General features: G+C 69.3%; 23 protein-coding genes and 1 pseudogene. 4 read left to right on the top strand and 20 right to left on the bottom strand.

Annotation, left to right across the window (positions count from 1 at the left end; genetic code table 11):
* Position 1 precedes the first annotated feature (1 nt).
* The 5 genes from OXR08_RS13080 to OXR08_RS13060 form a co-directional block, all read right to left on the bottom strand.
* On the bottom strand, positions 2 to 172 hold the full coding sequence (locus OXR08_RS13080) for a metallothionein (RefSeq protein ID WP_112383026.1): 171 nt from the start codon (positions 170 to 172) through the stop codon (positions 2 to 4).
* Positions 173 to 176: 4 nt separating this feature from the next.
* Positions 177 to 482 (bottom strand): metalloregulator ArsR/SmtB family transcription factor, encoded by a 306-nt coding sequence (locus OXR08_RS13075; RefSeq protein ID WP_112383025.1) that lies wholly within the window; start codon positions 480 to 482, stop codon positions 177 to 179.
* A 114-nt stretch (positions 483 to 596) separates the two neighbouring features.
* Complete coding sequence (locus tag OXR08_RS13070) at positions 597 to 3,011, bottom strand: ABC transporter permease (RefSeq protein WP_267350440.1); 2,415 nt, start codon at positions 3,009 to 3,011, stop codon at positions 597 to 599.
* Positions 3,012 to 3,086: 75 nt separating this feature from the next.
* Entirely contained in the window at positions 3,087 to 3,764 is a 678-nt protein-coding gene (locus OXR08_RS13065; RefSeq protein ID WP_112383023.1) for an ABC transporter ATP-binding protein, read from the bottom strand.
* Between the two features lie 14 nt (positions 3,765 to 3,778).
* Positions 3,779 to 5,086: an HlyD family efflux transporter periplasmic adaptor subunit gene (locus OXR08_RS13060; protein WP_267350437.1), complete on the bottom strand. Its 1,308-nt coding sequence runs from the start codon at positions 5,084 to 5,086 to the stop codon at positions 3,779 to 3,781.
* Positions 5,087 to 5,128: 42 nt separating this feature from the next.
* On the opposite strand from OXR08_RS13060, the gene OXR08_RS13055 reads away from it, so the two are divergent.
* Both OXR08_RS13055 and OXR08_RS13050 read left to right on the top strand, forming a co-directional pair.
* Positions 5,129 to 6,433 carry a response regulator gene (locus OXR08_RS13055; RefSeq protein ID WP_267350435.1) on the top strand — a complete coding sequence of 435 codons (1,305 nt, stop codon included), beginning with the start codon at positions 5,129 to 5,131 and terminating at the stop codon, positions 6,431 to 6,433.
* Positions 6,423 to 7,556 carry an ATP-binding protein gene (locus OXR08_RS13050; RefSeq protein WP_267350433.1) on the top strand — a complete coding sequence of 378 codons (1,134 nt, stop codon included), beginning with the start codon at positions 6,423 to 6,425 and terminating at the stop codon, positions 7,554 to 7,556. The genes OXR08_RS13055 and OXR08_RS13050 overlap by 11 nt, the downstream gene beginning before the upstream one ends.
* A 16-nt stretch (positions 7,557 to 7,572) precedes the next feature.
* On the opposite strand, the gene OXR08_RS13045 is transcribed toward OXR08_RS13050, so the two are convergent.
* From OXR08_RS13045 to OXR08_RS13025, 4 genes are all read right to left on the bottom strand, one after another.
* Positions 7,573 to 8,007, bottom strand: a complete 435-nt coding sequence (locus tag OXR08_RS13045) for a hypothetical protein (protein WP_112383020.1) — start codon at positions 8,005 to 8,007, stop codon at positions 7,573 to 7,575.
* Positions 8,008 to 8,063: 56 nt separating this feature from the next.
* A complete protein-coding gene (locus OXR08_RS18645; RefSeq protein ID WP_112383162.1) occupies positions 8,064 to 9,176 on the bottom strand; it encodes an ABC transporter ATP-binding protein in 1,113 nt (370 codons plus the stop codon).
* Positions 9,177 to 9,208: 32 nt separating this feature from the next.
* Complete coding sequence (locus OXR08_RS13030; RefSeq protein ID WP_112383019.1) at positions 9,209 to 9,949, bottom strand: DUF2243 domain-containing protein; 741 nt, start codon at positions 9,947 to 9,949, stop codon at positions 9,209 to 9,211.
* A gap of 84 nt (positions 9,950 to 10,033) precedes the next feature.
* Positions 10,034 to 11,059: an endonuclease/exonuclease/phosphatase family protein gene (locus OXR08_RS13025; RefSeq protein ID WP_267350430.1), complete on the bottom strand. Its 1,026-nt coding sequence runs from the start codon at positions 11,057 to 11,059 to the stop codon at positions 10,034 to 10,036.
* Positions 11,060 to 11,220: 161 nt separating this feature from the next.
* Between OXR08_RS13025 and OXR08_RS13020 the strand changes: the two genes are divergently transcribed.
* Positions 11,221 to 11,796, top strand: coding sequence for an STN domain-containing protein (locus OXR08_RS13020; RefSeq protein WP_112383017.1), 576 nt, complete (start codon positions 11,221 to 11,223; stop codon positions 11,794 to 11,796).
* A gap of 39 nt (positions 11,797 to 11,835) precedes the next feature.
* Here the strand turns inward: OXR08_RS13020 and OXR08_RS13015 are convergent, their stop codons facing one another.
* From OXR08_RS13015 to OXR08_RS13005, 3 genes are read right to left on the bottom strand one after another with little or no spacing between them, the layout of a single operon-like run.
* Entirely contained in the window at positions 11,836 to 13,089 is a 1,254-nt protein-coding gene (locus tag OXR08_RS13015) for a DUF3526 domain-containing protein (RefSeq protein WP_112383016.1), read from the bottom strand.
* Complete coding sequence (locus OXR08_RS13010; RefSeq protein WP_267350427.1) at positions 13,089 to 14,525, bottom strand: DUF3526 domain-containing protein; 1,437 nt, start codon at positions 14,523 to 14,525, stop codon at positions 13,089 to 13,091. The genes OXR08_RS13015 and OXR08_RS13010 overlap by 1 nt, the downstream gene beginning before the upstream one ends.
* Positions 14,522 to 15,256, bottom strand: a complete 735-nt coding sequence (locus OXR08_RS13005; RefSeq protein ID WP_112383014.1) for an ATP-binding cassette domain-containing protein — start codon at positions 15,254 to 15,256, stop codon at positions 14,522 to 14,524. Before OXR08_RS13005 ends, OXR08_RS13010 begins: the two co-directional genes overlap by 4 nt.
* Positions 15,257 to 15,419: 163 nt before the next feature.
* Here OXR08_RS13005 and OXR08_RS13000 point away from each other — a divergent pair, with 163 nt between their 5' ends.
* A complete protein-coding gene (locus tag OXR08_RS13000) occupies positions 15,420 to 15,608 on the top strand; it encodes a helix-hairpin-helix domain-containing protein (protein WP_112383013.1) in 189 nt (62 codons plus the stop codon).
* Here OXR08_RS13000 and OXR08_RS12995 read toward each other — a convergent pair.
* From OXR08_RS12995 to OXR08_RS12960, 8 genes and pseudogenes are all read right to left on the bottom strand, one after another.
* Positions 15,594 to 15,884, bottom strand: a complete 291-nt coding sequence (locus OXR08_RS12995) for a hypothetical protein (protein ID WP_267350425.1) — start codon at positions 15,882 to 15,884, stop codon at positions 15,594 to 15,596. The two genes, OXR08_RS13000 and OXR08_RS12995, sit on opposite strands and share 15 nt — an antisense overlap.
* Before the next feature lie 29 nt (positions 15,885 to 15,913).
* Positions 15,914 to 17,404, bottom strand: a complete 1,491-nt coding sequence (locus OXR08_RS12990; protein ID WP_112383011.1) for an HWE histidine kinase domain-containing protein — start codon at positions 17,402 to 17,404, stop codon at positions 15,914 to 15,916.
* Positions 17,405 to 17,470: 66 nt separating this feature from the next.
* Entirely contained in the window at positions 17,471 to 19,090 is a 1,620-nt protein-coding gene (locus OXR08_RS12985) for a histidine kinase famiy protein (RefSeq protein ID WP_112383010.1), read from the bottom strand.
* Positions 19,091 to 19,227: 137 nt separating this feature from the next.
* The gene (locus OXR08_RS12980; RefSeq protein ID WP_112383009.1) at positions 19,228 to 20,484 is read right to left on the bottom strand and encodes a DUF2254 domain-containing protein; all 1,257 of its coding nucleotides are present in this window, start codon (positions 20,482 to 20,484) and stop codon (positions 19,228 to 19,230) included.
* A 9-nt stretch (positions 20,485 to 20,493) separates the two neighbouring features.
* Positions 20,494 to 21,081: a class I SAM-dependent methyltransferase gene (locus OXR08_RS12975; RefSeq protein ID WP_267350421.1), complete on the bottom strand. Its 588-nt coding sequence runs from the start codon at positions 21,079 to 21,081 to the stop codon at positions 20,494 to 20,496.
* Positions 21,078 to 21,722 carry a PIG-L family deacetylase gene (locus OXR08_RS12970; protein WP_267350420.1) on the bottom strand — a complete coding sequence of 215 codons (645 nt, stop codon included), beginning with the start codon at positions 21,720 to 21,722 and terminating at the stop codon, positions 21,078 to 21,080. The genes OXR08_RS12975 and OXR08_RS12970 overlap by 4 nt, the downstream gene beginning before the upstream one ends.
* Positions 21,719 to 22,693 (bottom strand): acyl-CoA dehydrogenase, encoded by a 975-nt coding sequence (locus tag OXR08_RS12965; protein ID WP_205411633.1) that lies wholly within the window; start codon positions 22,691 to 22,693, stop codon positions 21,719 to 21,721. The genes OXR08_RS12970 and OXR08_RS12965 overlap by 4 nt, the downstream gene beginning before the upstream one ends.
* Positions 22,690 to 22,965: pseudogene (locus tag OXR08_RS12960) on the bottom strand (glycosyl transferase family 2); the annotation flags it as partial. The gene OXR08_RS12965 and the pseudogene OXR08_RS12960, both read right to left, overlap by 4 nt.

Here is a 22,965-nt window from a genome sequence, read left to right as displayed (position 1 = left end):
ATCAGCCGTGGCAGGGGCAACCGGCATGTTCGCAGCCGACCGACTGCTGGTGATGATTGGCGCAGTTCTCGCCGCAGAACATGCGGCCATCGGCCTCCACCGCGTTGCCGGTGCTGACGATGCAGACGCAATCGTTGCAGGCGCACTTCACCATTTCGACGTTGACGCTCATGATCTCATTCCTCGTGATTATGGTCTTCGGGTTCCAACACATGGTCCATCATGTTGGTGAGCATGGTGCGGATGTGGCAGTCGGGCAGTTCGTAGAAGACGTTGCGTCCGCTGCGCGTCTGCTTCAGCAATCGCCCCGCCCGCAGCAACCGGAGATGCTGCGAGACGAGGCTCTGGCTGACGCCGACTTGCTCCGTCAGATCCCCGACGGATCGCGGACCCTCGAGGCAGGCCACTACCAGTCGCAACCGGTTCGGCTCCCCCAACAGGCGGAACAGTTCTGCAAGCTGCGTTCCTTCGTCTTGTGTCATGCACCCATCAACATATGAACACGTCCTAATATGTTCATGTCATGATGCCTGTCAATGAGATTTCAACAGCGATGACATTTTCGCGGGTGCGTCTCCCTCGCACCCGCGTCGGCTTCAGTCATGCCGCAGCGCCCATGCCGGGGCGGCGCGACTGGCGCGCAGCGACTGGCCGAGCACGGTCAGCACCGCGACCGCGATCGCCAGCAGGCTCGCCCCGATGAAATACAACGGCGACAGCGTGATCCGGTCGTCGAACCCGGCCAGCCACGTCCGCATCGCGACAAACGCCAGCGGCCAGGCGATCAGGTTGGCGAGCAGCACCGGGCGCAGGAACTGCCCGACCAGCAACGCGACGATATCGCCCGATGATGCGCCCAGCGTCTTGCGGATGCCGATCTCCTTGATCCGCCGCGCCGTGTTGAACGAGGCCAGCCCCCATAGCCCGACACAACCGATCAGCACCGCCAGCCCCGCACCGATCGCGAACAACCGCGTGGCCTGTTCATCGGCCTGGTAGAAGCTTTCCAGTCGCTGACCGACCATCGCGGCGGAGAATGGCACGTCGGGCGCAATCCGGCGCCATGCCGCCCGTACGGCCTCCAGCATGGCCTTGCGGTCGCCGGAGAAGCGGATCACCGCCACGGGGCTTGGTGGCATGTCCCGGTTATAGACATAATAGACCGCGCCCTCGGGCGTGCGGGGCGAGAAGAAGCGCAGTTGGTCGATCACGCCGATGATGGTGCGCGGCAGGCCGCCGCCGACGGTTTGGCCGATCGCCTCTTGCGGCGTGCGGAAGCCGAGTGCTGCCGCCGCCTTGCGGTTGATGACGATGTTGCGCCCCTGCGGCCATGTCCGCCAGTCGCTGGAATCGTCCGCACGGTGGGCATCATCGAACAACCGCCCGGCCAGCAGGCGCGGGGCATAGGTGTCGAAGAAGCCCTTTCCCGTGGTGACTGCCAGGATCGACACGCCCGGCTGTGGCCTGCCGGGTACCTCCACGGCATCGACATTGGCCGTACCGTCACCACCCGGCCCGATGCTGCCGACGCCCACCGATGCCACCCCGGGAATGTCGCGCATGGCGGCCAGAATGGACCGCGCCCGCTCTGCCCATATGCCCTGATCCAGGAGCGACGGCACGACCATCAACCTGTCGCGCCGGAACCCCAGATCGGTCTTGCGGCTGTGCGCCATCTGCGCCGTCAGCACGACCGTTCCGATGACAAAGGCGATGGCAAGCCCGAACTGGAGCACGACCAGCGCCTCGCGCAGGTGCGATCCGCCGCGCCCGCCGCCCCGACCCAGCATCGCCACGCCCGGATAGCGGGACAGCAACAGTGCAGGATACCAGCCCGCCACCACGCCGACGACAAGAACAAGACACAGCAGCGTCGGCACGACGACCGCATAGGGAATGGTCAGCGACAGCCCGCCCGCGGCATTGACGAAGGGCAGGCCGATCTCCGCCAGGATCAGGGCGACGAGCGCCGCCACCGCCACGATCACGATCGCCTCGCCGAGGAACTGGCGAAGCAGTGCCGCGCGGTCGGCACCCAGGACCTTGCGCATCGCCACTTCGCGCGCCCGCAGGCTCGCCTGCGCGGTGGCAAGGCTCACATGATTGACGATCGCGATCAGCAGGGTCAGCGCCCCGACCACGCCCATCGTCACCACCGTCAGCTTGCGGCCGGCGCTTTCCGGCCCGGTGGGTTGCAGATGGCCCGCGGTGATCGGCAGCAACGGCAGCGAGATGACGGCCGTCGGGTCGGGCCCAAGATCCTGGCCCGCACGCCGTTTGATGAAGGCCGGCAACCGCTGCTGGAAGGCTCGGGCGTCCGCGGGCGTGCGAAACTTCACATAAGTCTCGAGCGACGCCGTACCCCATTTATACCACATCCACTGGGTCGGTGGTGCCGTGCGGGGAATCTGCATCAGGATCGAGAAGCGAAGCGCGGTGTTCGCGGGCAGGTCCTCGAAGATGCCGGCGACACGGTAGGTGGCAGGAGCATCGACGGCGATCCGCATCGTCTGTCCCATGGGATCGCTCTCGCCGAAGAATTTGTGCGCGGCCGATCGGCTGAGCAGGACCGCAGACGGGTCGGCCAGGGCGCGCGCGCCATTCCCGCGCACCATCGGCAGGGCGAATATGTCGAAGAAGGACGGATCGACCTGCGCCACATCCTCCCGTGTCGCCTGATCGCCGCGGATGACGCTGCCGCCATCCTTGCCGCCGCGTATGCGGGTGCCGGCAAGGTCCGGAAAATCTGCTCGCATCTGTTCCAGCATCCCGGCCATCGTCTGCGGATAGGTTCCGTTGAACGTACCGCCGGGCAGATGCAGCTCGGTCTGCACCCGGTAGATCCGGTCGTGATCGGGCAGCCATGTCTCGAACCCCGTCTCGAACCGCACATACAGGCCAAGGACGAGGAACACCGCGATCCCCACCGCCAGCCCGCCGATGTCGAGCGCGGCGTGCAGCTTGTGGCGGGTCAGCGAGCGGTAGAGCGACAACAGGGCAAAGCGGTTCATCGCGGGTGTCCGTTGCAATAAGGTGATGGCGGTCCGCCGCAGCGGACGATGGGGCGCCGCCCCGGCCGGAATGGATCAGATCGCGCGCATGGCGCTGGCGACGATGCGACCGTCGAGCATGTCGATGCGCCGTTTCGCCATGTCGGCATGGCTGGGCGAATGGGTGACCATGACGATCGTCGCCCCTTCGTCGTTCAGGCCGGTCAGGATGTTCATCACCTGCTCGCCATTGGCGGTATCCAGGTTCCCGGTCGGCTCGTCGGCCAGGATCAGTTGCGGTGCCCCGACGATCGCGCGCGCAATGGCGGCGCGCTGCTGCTGCCCGCCCGACAACTGGTGCGGATAGTGGCGGGCGCGGTGCGCGATGCCGACCTTGTCCATCGCCGCGGCCACTTGTGCCCGCCGGTCCCCGGCATCCTTGCGATAGGCGAGGCCGAGCGCGACATTCTCCTCGATCGTCAGTTCGTCGATCAGGTTGAAGCTCTGGAACACGAAGCCGAGTGTCGCCCCCCGAAACCGCGCCAGCGCCTTTTCGTCCAGCGCAGCCAGATTGCGGTCGCCGAACAGATACCGTCCCCCCGTCGGCCGGTCGACCGTGCCCAGCGTGTTGAGCAGCGTCGACTTGCCGCAACCCGATGGCCCCATGATGGCCACGAATTCACCCGCCTCCACGAAGAGGTCGATGTCGTGCAGCGCGGTCGTCTCCACCTCGTCGGAAATGTAGCGGCGCTGGATGTTCTCAAGACGGATCATGACGCTCCCTTGGCCTATCGGATGTTGAGGATGTCGCCCTTTACGGACGCGGTATTGCTGGTCAGGATGCGCTCCCCGGCCCGCAGGCCCGACAGGATCTCGATCTGGTCAGGATTGCGCCGCCCGGTCCTTATCGCACGCCGGCGCGCATGCCCGCCCTGCGCGTCGAGGACGAAGGCGGACGAACCGCCGCTCGCATCCAGCCAGCCGCCGACCGGCGCCACCAGGGCGGGCGCGGTGCTGCCCAGTGTGATGCGGATATCGATCGTCTGGCCCCGGTTCAGCCCGGCGGGCACATGGCCGCCCCGCCCCCTGTCGAAGGCGAGTTCGACGCGGAACCGGCCATCCTTCACCGCCGGCAACACCCTGGACACCGTCAGGTGCACGCCATCGCCCAGGCCGCTGGCGGTGGCCCCCTGCCCTGCCGCGACGCGGCCGAGGAAGTATTCGTCCACGTCCGCCTCCAGCTTCCACGATCCTTCGCTGTCGACCTGCCCGGCCGGATCGCCCGCCTTCAGCGTCTGTCCCGGCTGGATCGCAAAGTTGGTCAGCCGGCCGCCGCTGGGCGCGCGGATCACCAGCGCATCCAGGCTGGCGCGGACCGCCTGCAGGTTGCTTTCCAGCCGCCCGCGCGTGTCCTCCAGCCTCTGTCCCTGTATCGCGGTAATTCGTGCCTCCGTCGCGCCGCCCGATTGCAACTGCGCCAGCCGCCGTTCCTGATAGGCGGCTTCCTCGGCAAAGCTCTTCACCCCGGCGTCGGAAACGATGCCCCGGTCGTGCAGATGCCGGCGGATACCCAATTCGCGCCGTGCCTTGATCAGGTCGTAACCGGCTTGTGCGATCTGCGCCGCCCGGTCGAGCCGGTTGCGCGCAATGCCCAGATCCTCGCCCGCCACACTGCCCAACTGGCTGGCGATCTGTGCCTCGCGGGTCAGCACGTCCAGCTTCAGGGTTGGATTGGCCAGCGTGGCCAGCGGCTGGCCCTCGGTCACCATCGCCCCGTCCTGTACCAGCAGCTTTTCCACCTGCCCGCCGGACAGCACTCCCACCAGCGTGGTCACCCGCGGTGCCACGGTGGCGCGCACCGGCAGATAGTCGGCGAACGGCGCCCGCGCGATCGTGGCCGTCTCGATGTCGGCCGCCGCGACATTGGTCGATCCCCCCGCCGGCAGGAGCCGCCACATCGTCACCGCCGCCACGATCGATCCCAGCACCAGCAGCACGCTCCAGCGCCGCCACCACGGCGTGCGGGCGCGTGCGATCCGGCGATCCATGGTGGCGCCGGTGGAAGCAGTTGCGTGAACGAACTGTTCGGTCATCATGCGAACACTGTCGCCCGGAACAACCGAAAAGCCTAAACCCCGATGAAACAGCCATTTCTATCCGGTGCCCGTCCGGGCGACCGTCCGGCACCGGACACGGTGTCCACCAATGGACACATGGAAATGCCGTCAAGCCGCACGATCCTGTTGATCGACGACAACCCGGCGGTGGCGCGGGCGATGGAGATCGCCTTCCGCATGGCCGGTCACCGGCTCGATACCGCGGCCGGACCGGAGGACGCATTCTCCCGCCTGGCCCAGCGTCGCTATGACGCGATCCTGCTCGACATGAACTTCACACCCGCGGAATCGAACGGCGAACAGGGACTGGCCTGTCTGGCCCGGATCATCGCGGACGATCCCGCCGCCTGCGTCGTGGTCATCACCGCGCATAGCGGCATCCGTATCGCCGTCGCCGCGATGAAGGCGGGTGCGCGCGATTTCGCCATGAAGCCGTGGCGCAATGCCGAACTCATCGCCAAGGTCGATGCCGCCATCGCACGGGGCGCGCCGGCGGCACCGCCCTCGCTCCACCCCGGCGCGCCGCCGGAACCCGCTCGCCTGCTCGGCGACAGCCCGGCCATGCACGCGCTGCGCGATCTCATCCGCCGCGTCGGGCCGACCCCGGCGGGGGTCACGATAACGGGGCCCCCCGGTAGCGGCCGGACGCTGACCGCACTTGCGCTCCACGCCGCCTCCGCACAGGCCGACACTCCGCCACCGCGCATCGACCTGCGTGACGAAGCGGCCTGGGCACGGCTGGATCAGGGGGGCGGCACCGCCATCCTTCGCCATCCCGACCGGCTGGACGGTATCGCACAGGCCCGGCTGCTCGATCGTATCCCGGCCGGGTTGCGCTGCCTCGCCATCGCCGACGGCACCGCGTCGCTCGATCCCGCCTTGCGACGCAGGCTGGCGACCATCGAGATCGCGGTGCCGCCGCTTGCCGATCGCAGCGACGATGCCGTGTTGCTCGCCCGCCACTTCGCCCGCATCGCCGCCGAACGGTTCGGGCGGCCGGGAGCACGGATGACCGAGGCGGCAACGGCCGCGATCCGCGCCGCCACATGGCCCGACGAGGTCCGCGGCCTCGCGCTTGCGGTCGAACGCGCGGTGCTGTTGTCCGAAGACGGGATGATCGATGCCGCCGCCCTCGCCATGCCCGCACCGGTCGCCGTGGCGACATTCGGCGCCGCGCCGGACGCGAATTTCGACCTGAGCGATGCCGAACGCGTGATGATCGAGGCGGCGTTGCGCGAACATCGCCACAACGTCACCCATGCCGCGGCCGCACTCGGCCTCAGCCGCGGCGCCTTGTACCGCCGGATGGCCCGTTATGGGCTTTAGGCGCAGCCTGCCGGCGATCGTCTCCGGCCTTGGCCTCGTCGCCTGTGGCATCGCCGGCACGATCGCCTGCCATGCCGGGCTGTGGGGACTTCTGACGGGGGCGATACTGGCGGCAATCTGGCTCGGCACGCTGCACTGGTGGGCGCTGGTTCGTCCCCGCGACGTTTCACCCCCGGCCGCGACTGGCCGGGCGGATGCCGATGCCATGGCGCTGCGCATCCTGCTCGACGCCGCACCGACGCCGCTGCTCGCGATCGACCGGGGGGCCGTGCGCGCACTCAACCGCGCCGCCCGCGCGATGTTCGCCACCCCGGACCGCGTGCTTCCCGCGCCGGCGATCCTCGACGATCCCGCCGCCACCCGCCTGCTTCACGAGGGGCGCCGCTGGCGGATCGACCGCGTCGCCATGCCCGACGGCCGCAGCGTCGCCGCCCTGATCGACATCGAACACGAAGAACGCACCGCCGAAGCCCGCGCGGCGGCCGATCTGATCCAGATTTTGGGGCACGAACTGATGAACGGCTTAGCTCCAATCGTCTCGCTGGCGGACAGTGGCATGGCCGCGCTTCGACCGCGCGAGATCGACCGGGACCTGCTGCACGAGATCCTCGGCACGCTTTCCCGCCGCGCGGAAGGGTTGCAGCATTTTACCAAGGCCTACCGCGCCCTTGCCCGCCTGCCCCCGCCCGTCCGGCAACCGGTGGCCTTGCGCGGCATGGCGGACGATCTGGCCCGGCTGTTCGCGGGACGCTGGCCGGACATGGCGCTGTCGGTGACCGCGGATGCGGCGGAATGGCCCCTCGACCGCGATCAGCTTTGCCAGGCGCTTTGGGCCCTGCTTCAGAACGCGGCGGAGGCCTGCCTTGCCACGGCCCCTCCCCGGATCGCCTTGCGCCTGCGGGTCGCCGATCGCTGCCTGACGATCGAGGTGGAGGATAATGGCCCCGGCGTGCCTCCCGACAAGACAGGCCATATCTTCCGGCCGTTCCACACCACCAAGCCCGATGGCACCGGCGTCGGGCTCAGCCTCGCGCGGCAGATCGCCCTGGCGCATGGCGGCCTACTGACGCTGCAACAGGTGCCCGGCACCATCTTTCGCATGGTGCTGCCGGACGCCCGTTAAACCGGCGCCGCCATCGTCAGGCGGCGTGGCGGGCCGCCCCGTCGCTGGCCTGAACATGCGCCGGCGCCGCTGCCCGCGCCTTTGTCAGCAGATCGGCATCGCTCAGGTCGCGGTGGTCGATCCACCAGCGGGCATCGCCGACCGCGGCACAGGCCGGGTCCGGATCGCCGCCGCCCGCCGCCTGCACCATGCGCGCCAGTCGCTTCGCCCGGATGCTCGCTGCCCAGCCGACCTGCCGCTCGCTGCCGACCAGCGGGGCAAGGCACAGATGGGCGACCGCCGCATCGTCCAGGGCGCCGGCCGCCGCGTCCTCCGCCTTCCGGTCGGCAACGAAGCAGGCACGGCATTTGGTGGTGGTCAGCCAGCGTGCCTTTCGCGCCTTCTCGCTGGTGGAGCCGGGGATGTAATGCGCCTGCTCATGGCCGCAGGCATGGGTGATGCAGTGGGTCATGGCCCGAATCGTGACGCGCGCGATTCACCGCGCCAAACGGCTTGAGTCGGACCGAATCAAATTTGCGCCGAATGGTTTGCACGGGGCGGCGCACCGATGCGCGGCAGGGCCCGACCCTCGCCGTCGAACGCATGGACCAGCTCGGGCCGGATACCGAAACGCAAGGTCGCGCCCAGCATCACCCGCCGGTCCCCCGGCAATTGCGCGACCAGCGTGTGGTGCGCGCCCGGCGTGCCGAGATGCGCGAAGGACAGGGGGCCCAGCCGCTCGAACAACTCCACCGCGCCGCCGAACGGCCCCTGCTCGTCCAGCACCAAATGTTCGGGCCGCACCCCCATCGTTACCGCCGCCCCGACCGGCGCCCGCACCGCGGCCCGGACCTCGGCACCATCCCCCAGCTGCAACGCGACCCCCGCCGCATCGGCCGCGACCACGGTTGCCGCCGCGAAGTTCATCCCCGGCGACCCGATCGCGCGCGCCACCGCCAGCGTCGCGGGGGCGTCATACAGCGCGATCGGCCCGCCCACCTGTTCCACCCGCCCCTCGCTCATCACCACGATGCGATTGGCCAGCGTCATCGCCTCCAGCTGGTCATGGGTGACGTAGATCATCGTCGCGCCCAGTTCTCCGTGCAGCCGGGCGAACTCGTGCCGCATCCGCACGCGCAGTTCGGCATCCAGATTCGACAAGGGCTCGTCGAGGAGCAGCACGCGCGGCCGGCGGACGATGGCGCGGGCGATGGACACGCGCTGCCGCTGCCCGCCGGACAGGGCACGCGGCCGCCGGTCGAGTAGCGGCAACAGGTCCAGCGACCGTGCCACCGCCGCCACCCGCTCCGCGATCTCCGCCTTGGGCCGGCGCGCGACACGCAACGGAAAGGCAATATTCTCCGCCACCGACAGATGCGGATAAAGTGCATAGGACTGGAACACCATCGCCAGCCCGCGGTCGGCGGGGGCGGCATCGGTCACGTCGCGCCCGCCGATCGCGATCCGCCCCGCGCTCGGCTCCTCCAGCCCGGCAATCAGGCGCAGCAGCGTCGATTTGCCGCACCCCGATGGCCCTACGATGACGACGAACTCGCCATCCTCGATCAACAGGTCGGTCGGTGCCAGCACGTCCACCGCGCCAAAGCGCTTGCTCAGTCCCTCGATCCGGACGCTCGACACATCTTCCCCTTTTTCCCGCAGCATACAGCGGATCAGGCCGCGCTCCAGTTGAAACATCCCGCCGGCAGTCCCGCGCCACTGACCAGCAGCGCACCGCGCCGGTAGAATGCGGCGCGGCGCTCAGGCGCGACGTCCACCACCATCACTCCCATCGCCCGGTCGCTCCACACCAGCCTCGCCCCCTCGGCCAGCACCGCGCCCATTGCCGCCGCCGGCGTCACGCCCGGCGCAAAGACCAGCGTGGTGAACCGCGCCCCCTCCGCCGGCCGCGCCGACCAGAAAGCCGCGCCCAGCGTCACCACCGCCACCATCGCCGCCGCCGCACCGCCCGCCGGCACCACCCGCCCCCGGCGCAGCATCATCCAGCCGAGCAGCAGCGGCACCACCCCGAACGCCGCGAACCAGATTACGTCCCACACCAGGGGCTGCGCACTGTCCACCCGGATCCGGTGAATACCCAGCACCCAGTGCGACAACACGCTGTCGAGCACATGCCACGCCCCGAAGCCGACCGGCACCGCGCCCACCCAGTGCGTCGACCCTGCCGCCGTGCGATGCCGCCACAATCCCACCAGGCCCGCCAGCGCGACCAGATACATCAACGCATGGAAATATCCGTCCCAAAGCACCTGCATCCGCAAGCTGTCGACACCGGGCACCAGGCTCAGCAGGTGATGCCATTGCAGGATCTGATGAAGCACGATCCCGTCGAAGAACCCGCCCAGCGCAAAGCCGAGCACGCCGCCCCACCGCACCACCGGGTCCTTGCCCATCACCCAACTCCCACCAACCGGGAAGGCCAACGCGCGGCACGGCCAAGTAGCGCCAACAGAAGAACAATCGTCGCCCCGACGTGGCTACCAGTCCAGGCGATAGGTCACCCGGAACCCGTCATGATCGGACAGTTGCGGGCCGGAGGCGGCGCCATCGAACATCGCCTCGACCCGGATCGGCGTCACCCGCACCCGCGCCCCGTCGGCGAAGAGCTGAAGATCCTCGGTATCCATCCATGGCGCGTCGCCGTCCCACGACACGCGCACCGCACAGGGCGAGGCGGGGGCCGCGCAGAAACGATGCACCATGGTCAGCCCGTCCAGCGCGGCATCGAACCGTGCCAGCCGCTCGGGCGCACCGCGCATGTTGAAGTCGCCGCCAAGGATGGTCGGCACCTTCGGCTCGCCTGCCGCCGCCACGAAGCCGGCCAGATCGTCCACCTGGATCGCATGCGCGGCACCGCTGCGCGCGGCCGGCACGCGCGACGCGCCTTGCGAGTTCAGATGCGTGTTGAAGATGTCCACCGGCTGCGGCACGCCGGGTATCCGGATGCGCACCTGCTGCATCCCCTTGTTGCTCAAACAGTCGAACCCGGCGCAGCGATGCTTGCCGAATGGTTCGGATGCATCGGCAACGATCGGATAGCGGCTGAGGATCGCCAGTCCGGAGCCGACGAGGTGAAGCCCGGTTTCGCCCTTTTTCCACCGAAACGGCCCCGCCATCGCATCTGGCGCGGGGCGGCGCCGCTTCTGCGTGCGCGACGGCCCCCACGCCTGATAGGGATAGCCCGCCTTCGTCATTGCCGAGACCGCGGCCGGGCTGAACATCTCCTGCACCAGCACCACGTCGGGCGCCTCGCCCTTTGCATTCAGTTCGGCCAGCCGTGCCCCGATGCGGCGCAGGAAGGGCGCCCGGTTGCGCCGCGCCGGCCATCCCAGCCCCTCGATATTGAAGGTCAGCACGTCCAGCGTCGCGCTGCCCCCCGCCACCGCTGCCGCCCCCGCATGGGTGTCCAGATCGACCGACGCCCGCGTCACGGGGGGAAGCGTCGTACAACCGGCCAGCGCCGTCGCGATTCCGCCCGCCAGCCATGGCAGCGGCGCCCACATCCCCCGGCTAACGGTCAACCTGTTACAACGCCACGAAATCACCGGACGACCCGATACCGGACCAGAACCGTTCCGCCAACCCGGCATCGGGCGAAGCCGACAATCGGTTGCAACCAGGACATGCTTTCCTCGTTGAGCCTGCATCACCGACAGGAGTTCATGTGACCAGATTCTACCTTGCCGCGCTCGCCCTCGGCAGCGCCACTGCCTTTGCCGCCCCGGCCGCCGCGGAATGCAATCGCGCCCCCGCCACTTACGCCATGCCCGCCCAGCGGCTGGATCAGGCGGTGCAGCAACTGGCCCATATCAGCGGATGTTTCGTCAAGATGGACCCCGCCATGGTCGCCGACCGCCGCGCCCCCGCGTTGAAGGGTCGCTACCGACCGGAAGAGGCACTGGCGCGACTGGTGCGCGGCACCGGATACACCGCGCACAGCACCCCGGAAGGTCTGGCCTTTGACGGCGATCTGCTGGCGGTCACCATGTCGCAGGCGCGCGCGCTGCGCACCGCCGTGCAGACGCATGCCCGCGCCGGCCATCTCTCCCCGGCTCAGGCCACCCGCCTGCGCGCCACGCTGACCGAGGTGGAGCGCACCGTTCCCCGTCAGGTCAACGCGCAGGGCATGTTGACGCCTGCACAGAAGCGCGACGCGATCACCAAGCTCGATGCGGTGCGCAGCGCCGTCGGCCCGATAGAGGATGCGCGCGGCTGGGCAGCGTTCAAGCGCGCGGCCTGAGCCTCATCGATCCCCTTTCATGCGCGGTGACGGCTGCCGTCACCGCGCATCGAACCGCGGCGCCTTGCCGAAATCCGCCAGCCCGAACGGCCGATCGTGAAACAGATAGGCGTAATAGAATTCGCGCAGGGCCCGGTGATAGGCGCGCACCCGGTCACGATAGGCCAGTTGCGCCTTGGCATCGGTATCCGCCAGCCGGGTCAGCGCGGCCTGCACGCCGACCGGCGGCAACAGCCAGCCCAGTGCATCGCCCACCGCCGCACGCCGCTCCAGCCCGGCGCGATAGGCCGCGACCTGCGGCGCGACGCTGCGGTCGCCATTCTGGTGAAAGGCGAAATACCATTTCCAGTGAAACGCCGTCGGCAACGGCGCTGAATCCGCCCATTGCGGATGTTCGGCATAGAAACGCCGCATCGTCGCCTCGCGCGGAATATCCCATGCCCCGTTGACGGCCTCGCGCTGCGCCAGCGCGATCGCGCTGCCCGGCGGCACCGGTACCAGCCGGTTGACCGCCACATGCGCCGCGGCGGGCACCACCAGCACCAGCAACAGCCAGATCGCCGCCAGCGTCGCGGCATTGGTCACCGAACTCCACCGAAGGCGCGACACCAACGCCGCCACACCCACCCAGAAGCCGGTATAGGCGACGGTCAGCGCCAGCACCGCCAGCACCGTTACCGGGCCGACGCCCGACACCGCCGCACCCACCAGGAACGGCACCCCCACCGCCAGCACGATCAGGGCAAGGCGCAGCAGCGTGCGGCGTCGCATGACGCGGCTCGCGCCACCGGGCAGCACCGCCAGCATCCGTGCACGCCCCGCCTCGCGCTCGCCCGACGCCAGATCGTGGAACAGCGCGATGGTGAACAGCGGCACCAGGAAGACCAGCACGAACGCCCATTCGAACCGGCCGGGCAGCGCCAGTTCGGGGTTGAAATTGTCGCCGTCATAAATTTGCGCTTCCAGCCCCAGCGCGCGGATGCGCAGAATATAGGGGGAAACATCCCGCATGCCGAGCGCGGCGAAGGCCAGCGGCGATGGCGGGTCCCAGGTGGCGTGGAAGGTGTAATAGGCCGCATCGCCCGGATCGCCCTTGGGGGCGGCCCAATGCGCGACCGCGGCGACATCCTCGGCCTGGGCGGGCGCGATCCGCGCGATCGCGGCGCGCTGCCGGGCGACCTCCGCCAATCCCGTCGCGACCGATGCTGCGCCGAGCAGCGCCAGCAGGACCAGCGCAGCCAGCGCCAACCGGTTACGCAGCAGCAGGATCAGTTCGTAACGCCAGATACGCATCAGCGCGCTCCCAACCGGCGGGTGACGAGCGCAAGTCCGCCCAGCGCCGCCATCAGCCATGCCGCCACCATCGCCAGTCCCGGCAGCGCCGCCGCGGCCAGGGTGGCGCCGGTGGGTGCGTCGAAGGTGAAGGGCGGTATGGCCTGCCAATGTCCAGCATCGATCCGCTTGCGGCGGTCGGCGCCTGCGTCTTTCGCGGTGTCGTCGGCGTAGCGGACGCTGTCCGCCTGTAACCGGTTCAACCGCTGCACCAGCATGTAGCGATAGCGTTCCGCCTGCTCCAGAAAGCGCCGGTGTCCGGCATTGTCGGTGCCCGCCGCCGCCATCGACAGGTCGCGCAGCGCCACCGCCGGGCTGAGCAGCCCCGCCACAGCGACCAGCGCACCCTGACGCTCCTGCGCGGCAAAGCCGGCCGCGGCATAGCGGTCGAACAGGCCGGAGGTGATCCGCTCGCCCTCCACCGCCAGCAGGCCCTTGTAATTGACCGGCAGGTCCTCGACCCGCTCGACGCCGTAGCGGGCCAGGGTGCGGCGCTTGAACGCGGCAAAGGTCGGGTCGTCGGGATTGTGGCTGTCGCCGGCACGGCGCAGGTCGCGCGCAATGGCGATGTCGGTGTCGATGCGGTTGGCCAGCGGCACCGCGGCCCCCGCCAGATCGGGCGCGACCCGCGGCACCAGCACCACCGTCACCGACCATAGCGCCAGCAGCACCAGCAGCGCGTCGCGCGACCGCTTCACCGCGGCGGATACCAGCACCACCAGCACCGTCCACAAGGCCAGATAGGCGAAATAGCCGCCCGCGATCACCAGCATGGGCAGCGCATGCGCACCCGGCTGCCCCGCGATCAGCATCAGGGCGATCACCGCCGGCACGCCGGCGACCGCCGCCACCGCGCCCAGCGCTGCCAGCTTGCCGCCCACGATGCTTGCCCGCGACGCGCCGCCGACCAGTAACGGGCGCAGGGTTCCCCGCTCCCGCTCGCGCGCGACCACACCGAAACCCAGAAAGATCAGCAGCAGCGGCGCGACCGACTGCAGGACGAAGGCCGGCGTCAGCTGGCCGAAGCGGACCAGCATCGAACTTTGTTGCACGTCGCCGAAATTGGCGGTGTTCTGGCGATGCCCTTCCAGGAACATGCTGTTGCCGGTGAACGCATCGACCCCGGGATCGAACGCCGCCAGCGGCCCCAGCGGGCGATAGATGAACTGGCCATAATGGACCATGCGGTGCGGGTGCCGGTCCGGCTGCGCGTTGAACGCGGCCGCCGCCTCCGATTGCTGGCGGGCGCGCGTGTCGGCGATGGCACGCTGATGCCCCCATGCGGTCAGCGACGCGACCAGCGTCAGCACCACCAGCAGGATCAGCGCGACCGCCGCGACGCGGTTGCGCGTCATCAGCCGCAACTCGTCGCGCGCGATCAGTCGGGCCGCGCTCATGCCGCGATCCGCTGCTGGAACCGGTCGTGCAACGCGCGCACGTCGAACCGGTCGGGCCCGACCGCGGCGATCTCGTCGGCGATGCGCCCGCCGTCCAGATATCCAATCCGGTCCGCCAGGTCGGCCGCACTCAACAGGTCGTGCGTCACCATCAGCACCGCCGTGCCGCGGTCGCGCACCGCATGCAGCAACCGGTTGAAATCCGCGGTCGCCCGCGGGTCCAGCCCGGATGTCGGCTCGTCCAGCAACAGCACCGGCACCGCGCGCAGCAACGCCACCGCGATCGCCACCTTCTGCCGCATCCCCTTCGAATAGCCGCTCAGGCGCCGGTCCCACGCATCCTCGCCCAGCCCGGCCGCGACGAAGGCTTCCCCGATCGCCCCTCGCGGCTTCGGTTCGCCGGCTAGGGCCAGCAGGTAATCGGCATTCTCCATCCCGCTCAGGTGATCGTAGAGCGCGACGTTTTCGGGCAAATAGGCGATCCGTCCCCGCGCCCCGTCCGCGTCGCGGCCGGGATCGATCCCGGCGACCGACACGCTCCCCCGCTCCACCGTCGTAAAGCCGAGCAGCACCGACAGCGTCGTCGACTTGCCCGCGCCGTTACCGCCGAGCAGCGCATAGATCTCGCCCGCCGCGACATGCAGCGACAGGTCGTTCAGCACGCGGTGGTCGCCGTAACGGACGGCAATATCGCCGAGCGCGATCGCGGCGGCAGCTTCAATGGTCGACATGGGTGTTTCCCCGGGAAAACAGCGAACTCGTTGGCAGGGCTCATGACGTGCCCCCCCAAAGCCTGTCAACGGCGATGTTGTAACATTTCATATCTCGACGCGGATGCAGCCATCGTTCCGACCGGTGCGTTGGGGCCGCGCAACGCAGGAGACGACACCCATCATGGCCACCGACATCAACACCGCGACCGCCGAGCAACTGGATGCGGTGCCCGCGCTCAAGGGCCATGGGTTCGAGATCGTCCGCTACCGCGAAGAGCGCGGCCGCTTCACCGACCTGCGCCAGTTGGACGAGGTGCCCGGCCTCGCCGGCAAGGTCGACCCCGACGAGCCCGCGCTACGGGTCGGTTGAGGGCAGCGCGGCGAACCAGTCGGCATACACGGTGGTGCGCGCCATGTGGCGGTTCAGGTCGAGTGCGCCGTCGGTCCACCACACCGGACCACGCTCGCCGAGCGCCCGTTTGGCCGCATCGACCGCCGCATGCGCCGCCGCCTCGGCCGCCGCATCGCCCGCGCGTCGCGCCACCCCCACCGCCCGCCGCGCCGCCATCAGCTCGTCCACCAACCGCTGCCGCCGCTCAGCCGACAGCCCCGGATCCGCCGTGCGCCACAACCGCCCGCGCACCACGATATAGCGGCCATCGGGCGTGGTGAGGGTCAGACCGGCGCCTCGATCTCCAAGCGGACGCCCTCCGGTCGATAGGCGATGGCGGGCACCCCGCGCACATGGGGGCCCAGCACCCGTGCTATCATCCGGCTGCCGAAACCGGTCCGCGCCGGCGGCACGACCGCCGGGCCGTCATGCTCGATCCAGCAGAAGGTGAAATACCGGTCCGCCCCCACACCGCACAGCGCCCAGCGGATCACCACCTGCCCCTGCGGCACCGACAGCGCACCATATTTGATCGCATTGGTCGCCAGTTCGTACAGCGCCATCGACAGCGCCAGCGTGATATCCGGCGCCAGCCGGATCGCCGGCCCTTCCGCGGAGAAGCGATGCCCGTCGCGGTCGATGAACGGCGCCAGCACGCGCGCAACGATGTCGCCGATCGTCGCCCCCTCGATCTCGTCCTGGATCAGCAGTTCGTGGGCGGCGCCCAGGCTTGCGATCCGCCCGGCCACCGAACGCCGGGCCTCCGCCAGCGAGGGGGCATCGCGCAGCGTCTGGCTGACGACCGCGCCCACCGTCGCCAGCGTGTTCTTCACCCGGTGGGTCAGCTCGCGCGCCAGCACCGCACGGTGCTCCTCGGCGAACTTCCGGTCGGAAATGTCGGTCGAAAAGCCCGCCACCATGCGCGGCGCGCCGTCCGGCCCGCGCTGCATCTCGGCACGCGTTCCCACCCAGCGCTGCTCGCCCGCCGGCGTCAGGATGCGGAATTCGGTCGCGCAGGGGTGGCCATGCCGGATGGTGGCGACCAGCACGCGGCGCATCTGCCCGGCATCCTCGGGATGGATGCAGGCCAGCAGGTCGGCATAGGTGAAGGGCCGCTCGGCCATGCGCCCGAACAGGGCCTTGCAACTGTCCGACGCGACCAGCTCGCGCGTGTTCAGGTCGAACGACCAGGTGCCCAGCCCCCCCGCCTTCAGCGCCAGCGCCAGCCGCGCCTCGCGCTCGGCCAGTGCCGCCTCCCGCCGCGCCACCGTCGCGGTCAGCCTCTCGCGATCCTCCTGCAACCGCGCCAGCCGGTGCCGCTCCACCGTGACATCCAGTTGCGAGGCGACGAACCAGCGCGGCGCCCCTTCGGCGTCGCGCACCGGCGTCACCTTCAGCCGGTTCCAGAACGGCGTGCCGTCACGGCGATGGTTCAGCAGGTCGATCTCGATCGGCTCGCCCACCGCCACCGCGGCACGCAGCCGTGCCACATCCGCCGCATCGGTCAGCGGCCCCTGCATGAACCGGCAGTTGCGGCCCAGGATTTCGGCGGCGGGATACCCGGTCAGCGCCTCGAAAGCCGCGTTGACATAGACGATCGGCGTATCGGGCAGGCACGCATCGCACACCACCATCGGCGCCTGCGACACCGCGAACGCCGCCAGGATGGGATCGTCCGGGTCGAGCCGCCGCACAAAGGCGTCCAGCGCCGCGCGGATCGCGGGTGGCGCGTCAAACGGCCGGGTCGGCGTCGGGGCGAGGGGCGGTCGGTCCAAAGTTTCGCTAACATAAAGTAGCTTGCCGCCCCGATCAATCGAGCCGCAACCGTACCAAACCGCCGGTCATCCGATCCCGGTCGGGCCGTCGATCACCTGTCGCACCTTCACCGCCAGGTCGCTGCGCTTGTACGGTTTCTGGATCAGCTCGAACTCGGCGCCACGGGCATCGACCCGCTCGATCGAGGACTCGGCATAGCCTGTGGTCAACAGCACGCGCATCCGCGGGCGACGTCGCTTCACCTCGCGTGCCAGCATCACGCCGTTCATCCCGCCCGGCATGATCAGGTCGCTGAACAGCAGGTCGATCGCGTCGCTGCCATCCAGCACGCGCAGCGCCGCATCGGCATTTTCGGCGCGCAGCACGGTGTAGCCGAACTCGGTCAGCACCGCCTCGGCATAGTCGCCGACATCCACCTGATCCTCGACCAGCAACACCGTCTCGGTGCCACGCTTGTCGACCAGCGACCGGGGCATCGGCGAGCGTTGCGGATCGGTGCCCGCATCCTCGCACGGGAACAGCATGCGCACCGTGGTGCCATGATCTTCCTCGGAATAAAGCCGCAATGCGCCGCCCGACTGCTTCATGAAGCCATAGACCATGGACAGGCCCAGGCCGGTGCCCTTGCCCTGATCCTTGGTGGTGAAAAAGGGTTCGGTGACCCGCGCCAGGATTTCCGGCGACATGCCCGTGCCCTCGTCGGTGATCGCCAGCATGACGTAATGGCCCGGCGGCAGTTCGCCAAACCCCTTGTCCCCCGCCTCGATCGTGCGGTTGGCGACGTCGATGGTGATCGTGCCGCCGTTCGGCATGGCATCGCGCGCATTGATCAGGATGTTGATGATCGCCAGTTCGGCCTGCGTCGGATCGATCCGCGCGTTGCAGGTCGGCCCTTCGTGGCGAATGCGGATGGTGATCGCACCGCCCGCCGTCCGCTCGATCAACGGCTGAAGCTGGTCGACCAGATCGACGAGGTTGACGATCCGCCCCTGCAGCTTCTGCTTGCGCGAAAAGGCGAGCAGTTGCTGGGTCAACGTCGCGCCGCGTTCCGCCGCCTGCAACACCGCGCGCATCGACCTGGCCGCCTTTTTCCGGTCGAAATCGCCGTCACGCTCCAGATTGTTCAGCACGATGTCGCCGAACCCCTGGATCACGGTCAGCAGATTGTTGAAATCATGCGCCACCCCGCCGGTCAGCTGGCCGACGGCCTCCATCTTCTGCGCCTGGCGCAATCCTTCCTCGGCATCCCGCCGCCGCGTCACGTCGAGCTGCGATGCAAAGAAGTAGATCAACGCGCCGTCGACGTCATAGACCGGCGAGATGAACAGCGCGTTCCAGAACGCCGCACCATTCTTCTTGTAGTTCAGCACCTCGACCGAGGTTTCGCGCCGCTGTTCGACCGCACGCCGTACCTCCGCGATGGTGTCGCGGTCGGTGTCCGGGCCTTGCAGCAGCCGGCAATTCTGCCCGATCAGTTCGTCCCAGCCATAACCGGTCATGGTGATGAAGGCCGGATTGGCGAAGACGATGGGGTTGTCGTGCTGATTGGGATCGGTGACGATCATCGGCATGCGCGTCGTCTTCACCGCGGCAAAGAAGATCGTGTTGTGATCGCTTCCCATGTCATGGTCGGCATGACCGGAAAGATGAGGTGGCGGTCCGCCTTTCGGTTTTTCCGGTGTCATTACTGCCCGCCTGAGTGATCGCGCTGGAATATGGCATGCCCCGAAGCGCCGGCCGGTCGCCCATAAACTGATCGAGTTTGGGATCGTTCCGACATCTGCCTATAGGGCGCCGGTTGCGGATACGCTACGTGCATCGGCTATGCCTTGACGGCCGGCCATGATCGCTCATGACCGCGCCGGAACGCCTCGACATCCGCGGGATCCTCCATCGCCGCGGCCACCCGCACCGCCTGTTGCTTCGCCATCGCCGCGATCGGCCCTCGCGCGGCCGGCAGCCCGGCATGCAGCGCGGCCAGCGTGCTGCTCAGGCGCAGCGACACCTCCACCTCCTTGCTGCCTTCGCGCAGGATCGGGCGGAACGCATCGTCCAGCATGTCCTCGATGCTCGGACGCTCCAGATAGACGGGATAGCGCCCGCATTGCGCGTCGCCGTCCGGCACGGCATCCCGCCCCAGCGTCAGCAGCACGCGCAACAGCGCGTTCAACACCTCGATGGCAGTGCCCGGATCGTTGGTCGCCGGTGCCAGGGCGCGGCTGGCGATTTCGGACAGCGCGATCAGGCCCAGCCGCGGATCCTGCTCGAAACGTCGATGCCGCTCGATGGTGAACGCCCCCGCCAGCGCCCGGCGCACCGCGTCGTCCGGCTGCCCCTCCACCCGCATCATCGCACGCGCCGGATGAACCATCGTACCGGGCAGCACCACGACATGGACGATCAGCCCATGCTTCTCGGCCATGCGGCCAAGGGCCGGTACGTCGATATGGGTGATATAGCCGGTTGTCGGGCTGATGATGGCGGTCGCATCGTCCGGCACCGCGATCGCGGCGCGACCGCACAGCACCGGATGCGCCGCGAAATCCGCCATCGCCGTGGTCGCGGCCGTCTCCACCCGGTCGATCACGTCGGCCATCCGGCCGAAACCGGTGATATGGCCGATCCAGCGCAGCAGCGTGACGACCACCAGCAGGATGATGACCACGGTCGCGGCGAACAGGATGATCCGTCCGTCCGAGCCATAGGCGCTCGTCTTCAACCCGACGATTCCCACCATCGAAAAGACGAAGGCACCCAGAAAGGTCGACAACGCGTTCTGCGAGGTGGAGTCGCCCAGCATCAGCTGCGTCGCGCGCGGCGTGCCCAGTTGCGTCGCCGATGCATAGGCGCTGACCATCGCGGTCAGCGAGAAGGTGGTCACCGCCAGCATGCTGGACGCCATGATCTGGAGAATGGTGCCGACCGAATCCTGCCCGATCTGCACGTCGAAGTCATAGGGCAAGTACGGCGTGACGAGACCAGCCAGGATCGCCAGCGCGACGCTGCATAGGCTGATCAACGCGGCCCGGAACCACACCTGCCGGACGATCCGCGTCACGATCCACGACCAGCGGCCCATGGCCCTCTCCTATACGCCGCGTCGCATGGTACAGCCAAGCACCACCCAGCGTCCATTGCGCCTGACGACGCGCACGCGCCAGCGCCGCCCCGTCGCCGCCAGGAACGCGCGGTGCAGCGGCGCGGCATGTTGCGCGAAGTCGTGGAAATCGATGCGGTGATGCGCCAGCACCAGCATGCCGCCCGGCGCCAGCACGCGCACCACGTCGCGCGCGGTCCGGGCCATCGCGCGGGGGGACAGGTAATATAGCAGCTCGGCGATCACCACCGCATCATAACGCGCCCTCGGCAGGCGCGCCGGCACCGCCAGGCGCAACGCACGCGCCCGGCCTGCCCGTGACCGGATCGCGCGCGCCACCAGCGCGGTGCCGCCGGCGGTCGCCTCGGTCGCGTCCAGCCGCAGCGCGCGGGGGCCGATGGCGGCGCTGTTCGATCCGTTGCCCGCCGCCAGTTCCAGCACCCGCCCCCATGGCCCCGCGCCCAGCGCGTGCAGGATCGCGGCCCGCTTCACCCCCTCGTCCCGGTCGGTGAAGGTGCACCAGGGGTCGTCGCTTTGGGCAAAGGTGTTTTCGAACCCGGCCAGCGTGATCGGCTTCACCGCCGCACCGCCACGAAACATTCCTGCGGCCGGCTGAACGCCGCGATCTGCGCGCGCGTCATGGTGAAGCCCGCGGGATCGTCGGTGATCCGCCCGGTCTGCGTCGCATAGCGGCGGATGGCATGACGCTTGGCCAGCCGTTCCTGCGCGGTCAGCGGCATCGGTTTCGCGCCCGGCAACCGGTTGCCCGCCGGCCATACCGGATAGGCGAACCAGTGCAGGCCCGGCACCGCGACCCGCGCCGCGCACGCCGCGACCACGCGGTGGTCGGGATGGTCGTCGTCGATCGCGGGGACCAGTGCCGCGGCCGGCCGCGGCACCCGCGCCGCTGCGCGCCCGATACCATGCCGCACCTTGCCGGCATGCGCCGCCAGGTCTCCGTCGGGCAGGTTCAGAAACGTCACCGCGCCCGCCGCGACCCCGATGCGGCGCATCGCGCCCCGCGTCTCGCGCCGCCGCTCCGCCACCAGCCGTGCGCGCGGCCATGCCACGCTGCCGGGGTGCGAGGCGCGCCCGTCGGTCACCACCAGCACCTGCACCGCCACGCCTCGCCGACGCAGCCGCGCGACCAGCGCGTGCGCCGCGATCGCCTCGTCATCGGGATGCGGCGCGACCACCAGCAGCGATTTCGGCGTCTTCACAACGCCGCCCGCAGGATGCCCGCCGCCACCGCCGCGCCCACCTGCATGCGCTGGGCATCGGGCGCGGGCTGGCGCAGATAGGTGGACAGGTCCGCGATCCGCGCCGCGATCGGGTGGGTGGTGAACTGCGCCTGCACCCCCACCGCTTCCTGCGCCAGCGCGATCACCTGCGTGCCCGCGCCGTACACCGCCGCCCGCGCTGCCGCCACCAGCGGCAGGCGCGCGTCCGGATCGTCGAACCACCCCTCGCCCGCGGCGCGCACCGCCGCATTCGCCCCCTGCGCCAGACCGTACATCGCCGCCAGCCGCCCCGCCTGATGCGGATCGCTCGCGCGCTCCGCCGTCACCAGATGATCGCGCGCATGCTCCACCACCGCCGCGATCCCGCCTGCCTGCACCGCCGCGAACCGCAACGCTCCCCCGACGAACCACGGCTCGCGCACATAATCCCCCGGCACGCCGATCAGGTCGTCCGCCGTCACCGCGGCCCCCTCCCACCGCACCACATGGCTCTCCGACCGCTGCATCCCCGCCACCTGCCACGCCCCGCGATCGATCGCCGGCACGGTTCTCGCCATGTCCACCAGCAGCAGCTGCCGACCGCCCGGCGCGTCCACCGTCACCAGTGCATGGCTGATCAACCCCGCCCCCGACGCGAAGCTCTTGCCCCCGGACAGCCGCATGTCCGTCAGGCTCAGCGCTTCGCCGGGCAGGTCGGCGTTCCACACGCCCAGCGTCCCGCCCCGCGCCACCAGCGCCGCCACCCGGGCGCGCTGTTCGTCGCGCGCATAGCGCATCACGATCTGCACCGCATCGACATGGCCTTCGAACAACCGCCCCAGCGGCAGGTCCTCGCGCCCGACCGCGAACAGCAACCGCAACAGCCGCAGCATCCCCGCCCCGCTCGCCGGATCCCCCAGGCTGTCGAGCTGCTGCGTCAATTCGGCGATACGCGCCGTCATCCCGCTCACGCCGCCACCGCCTGCGCATCGCTCAGCTTGGCCAGTTCCGCTTCCGCCAGCGCCAGCGCCACCGGTCGCATGCCGCCTGGCGGGACCGGCACGACCCGCATCGCAAAGGCCTCCGCATTGGGGCAGTCGCGGGCGACCCCGATCAGGTGATCGGTGGTCAGACCGATCGGCACCGTGCGCGCATCGATCGTCCCGTCCCTGAACGCCCCCCTCGCCGCTGCCTGCATCCGGTACTGCCACGCTGCATCCGCCGGGTGCGCGACCTCCACCCC

The sequence above is a fragment of the Sphingomonas sp. GM_Shp_2 genome (assembly GCF_026540875.1).
Classification (GTDB): domain Bacteria; phylum Pseudomonadota; class Alphaproteobacteria; order Sphingomonadales; family Sphingomonadaceae; genus Sphingomonas; species Sphingomonas carotinifaciens.
The sequence above is the reverse complement of the archived record's forward strand: the minus strand, read 5'-3'. Positions and strand labels throughout refer to the sequence as shown.

What these genes read in the sequence shown, in the direction of transcription:
- OXR08_RS13080 (WP_112383026.1), bottom strand. Translation starts at nt 172, where the DNA reads ATGAGCGTCAACGTCGAAATGGTGAAGTGCGCCTGCAACGATTGCGTC.
- OXR08_RS13075 (WP_112383025.1), bottom strand. Translation starts at nt 482, where the DNA reads ATGACACAAGACGAAGGAACGCAGCTTGCAGAACTGTTCCGCCTGTTG.
- OXR08_RS13070 (WP_267350440.1), bottom strand. Translation starts at nt 3,011, where the DNA reads ATGAACCGCTTTGCCCTGTTGTCGCTCTACCGCTCGCTGACCCGCCAC.
- OXR08_RS13065 (WP_112383023.1), bottom strand. Translation starts at nt 3,764, where the DNA reads ATGATCCGTCTTGAGAACATCCAGCGCCGCTACATTTCCGACGAGGTG.
- OXR08_RS13060 (WP_267350437.1), bottom strand. Translation starts at nt 5,086, where the DNA reads ATGATGACCGAACAGTTCGTTCACGCAACTGCTTCCACCGGCGCCACC.
- OXR08_RS13055 (WP_267350435.1), top strand. Translation starts at nt 5,129, where the DNA reads ATGAAACAGCCATTTCTATCCGGTGCCCGTCCGGGCGACCGTCCGGCA.
- OXR08_RS13050 (WP_267350433.1), top strand. Translation starts at nt 6,423, where the DNA reads ATGGGCTTTAGGCGCAGCCTGCCGGCGATCGTCTCCGGCCTTGGCCTC.
- OXR08_RS13045 (WP_112383020.1), bottom strand. Translation starts at nt 8,007, where the DNA reads ATGACCCACTGCATCACCCATGCCTGCGGCCATGAGCAGGCGCATTAC.
- OXR08_RS13030 (WP_112383019.1), bottom strand. Translation starts at nt 9,949, where the DNA reads ATGGGCAAGGACCCGGTGGTGCGGTGGGGCGGCGTGCTCGGCTTTGCG.
- OXR08_RS13025 (WP_267350430.1), bottom strand. Translation starts at nt 11,059, where the DNA reads ATGTGGGCGCCGCTGCCATGGCTGGCGGGCGGAATCGCGACGGCGCTG.
- OXR08_RS13015 (WP_112383016.1), bottom strand. Translation starts at nt 13,089, where the DNA reads ATGCGTATCTGGCGTTACGAACTGATCCTGCTGCTGCGTAACCGGTTG.
- OXR08_RS13010 (WP_267350427.1), bottom strand. Translation starts at nt 14,525, where the DNA reads ATGAGCGCGGCCCGACTGATCGCGCGCGACGAGTTGCGGCTGATGACG.
- OXR08_RS13005 (WP_112383014.1), bottom strand. Translation starts at nt 15,256, where the DNA reads ATGTCGACCATTGAAGCTGCCGCCGCGATCGCGCTCGGCGATATTGCC.
- OXR08_RS13000 (WP_112383013.1), top strand. Translation starts at nt 15,420, where the DNA reads ATGGCCACCGACATCAACACCGCGACCGCCGAGCAACTGGATGCGGTG.
- OXR08_RS12985 (WP_112383010.1), bottom strand. Translation starts at nt 19,090, where the DNA reads ATGACACCGGAAAAACCGAAAGGCGGACCGCCACCTCATCTTTCCGGT.
- OXR08_RS12980 (WP_112383009.1), bottom strand. Translation starts at nt 20,484, where the DNA reads ATGGGCCGCTGGTCGTGGATCGTGACGCGGATCGTCCGGCAGGTGTGG.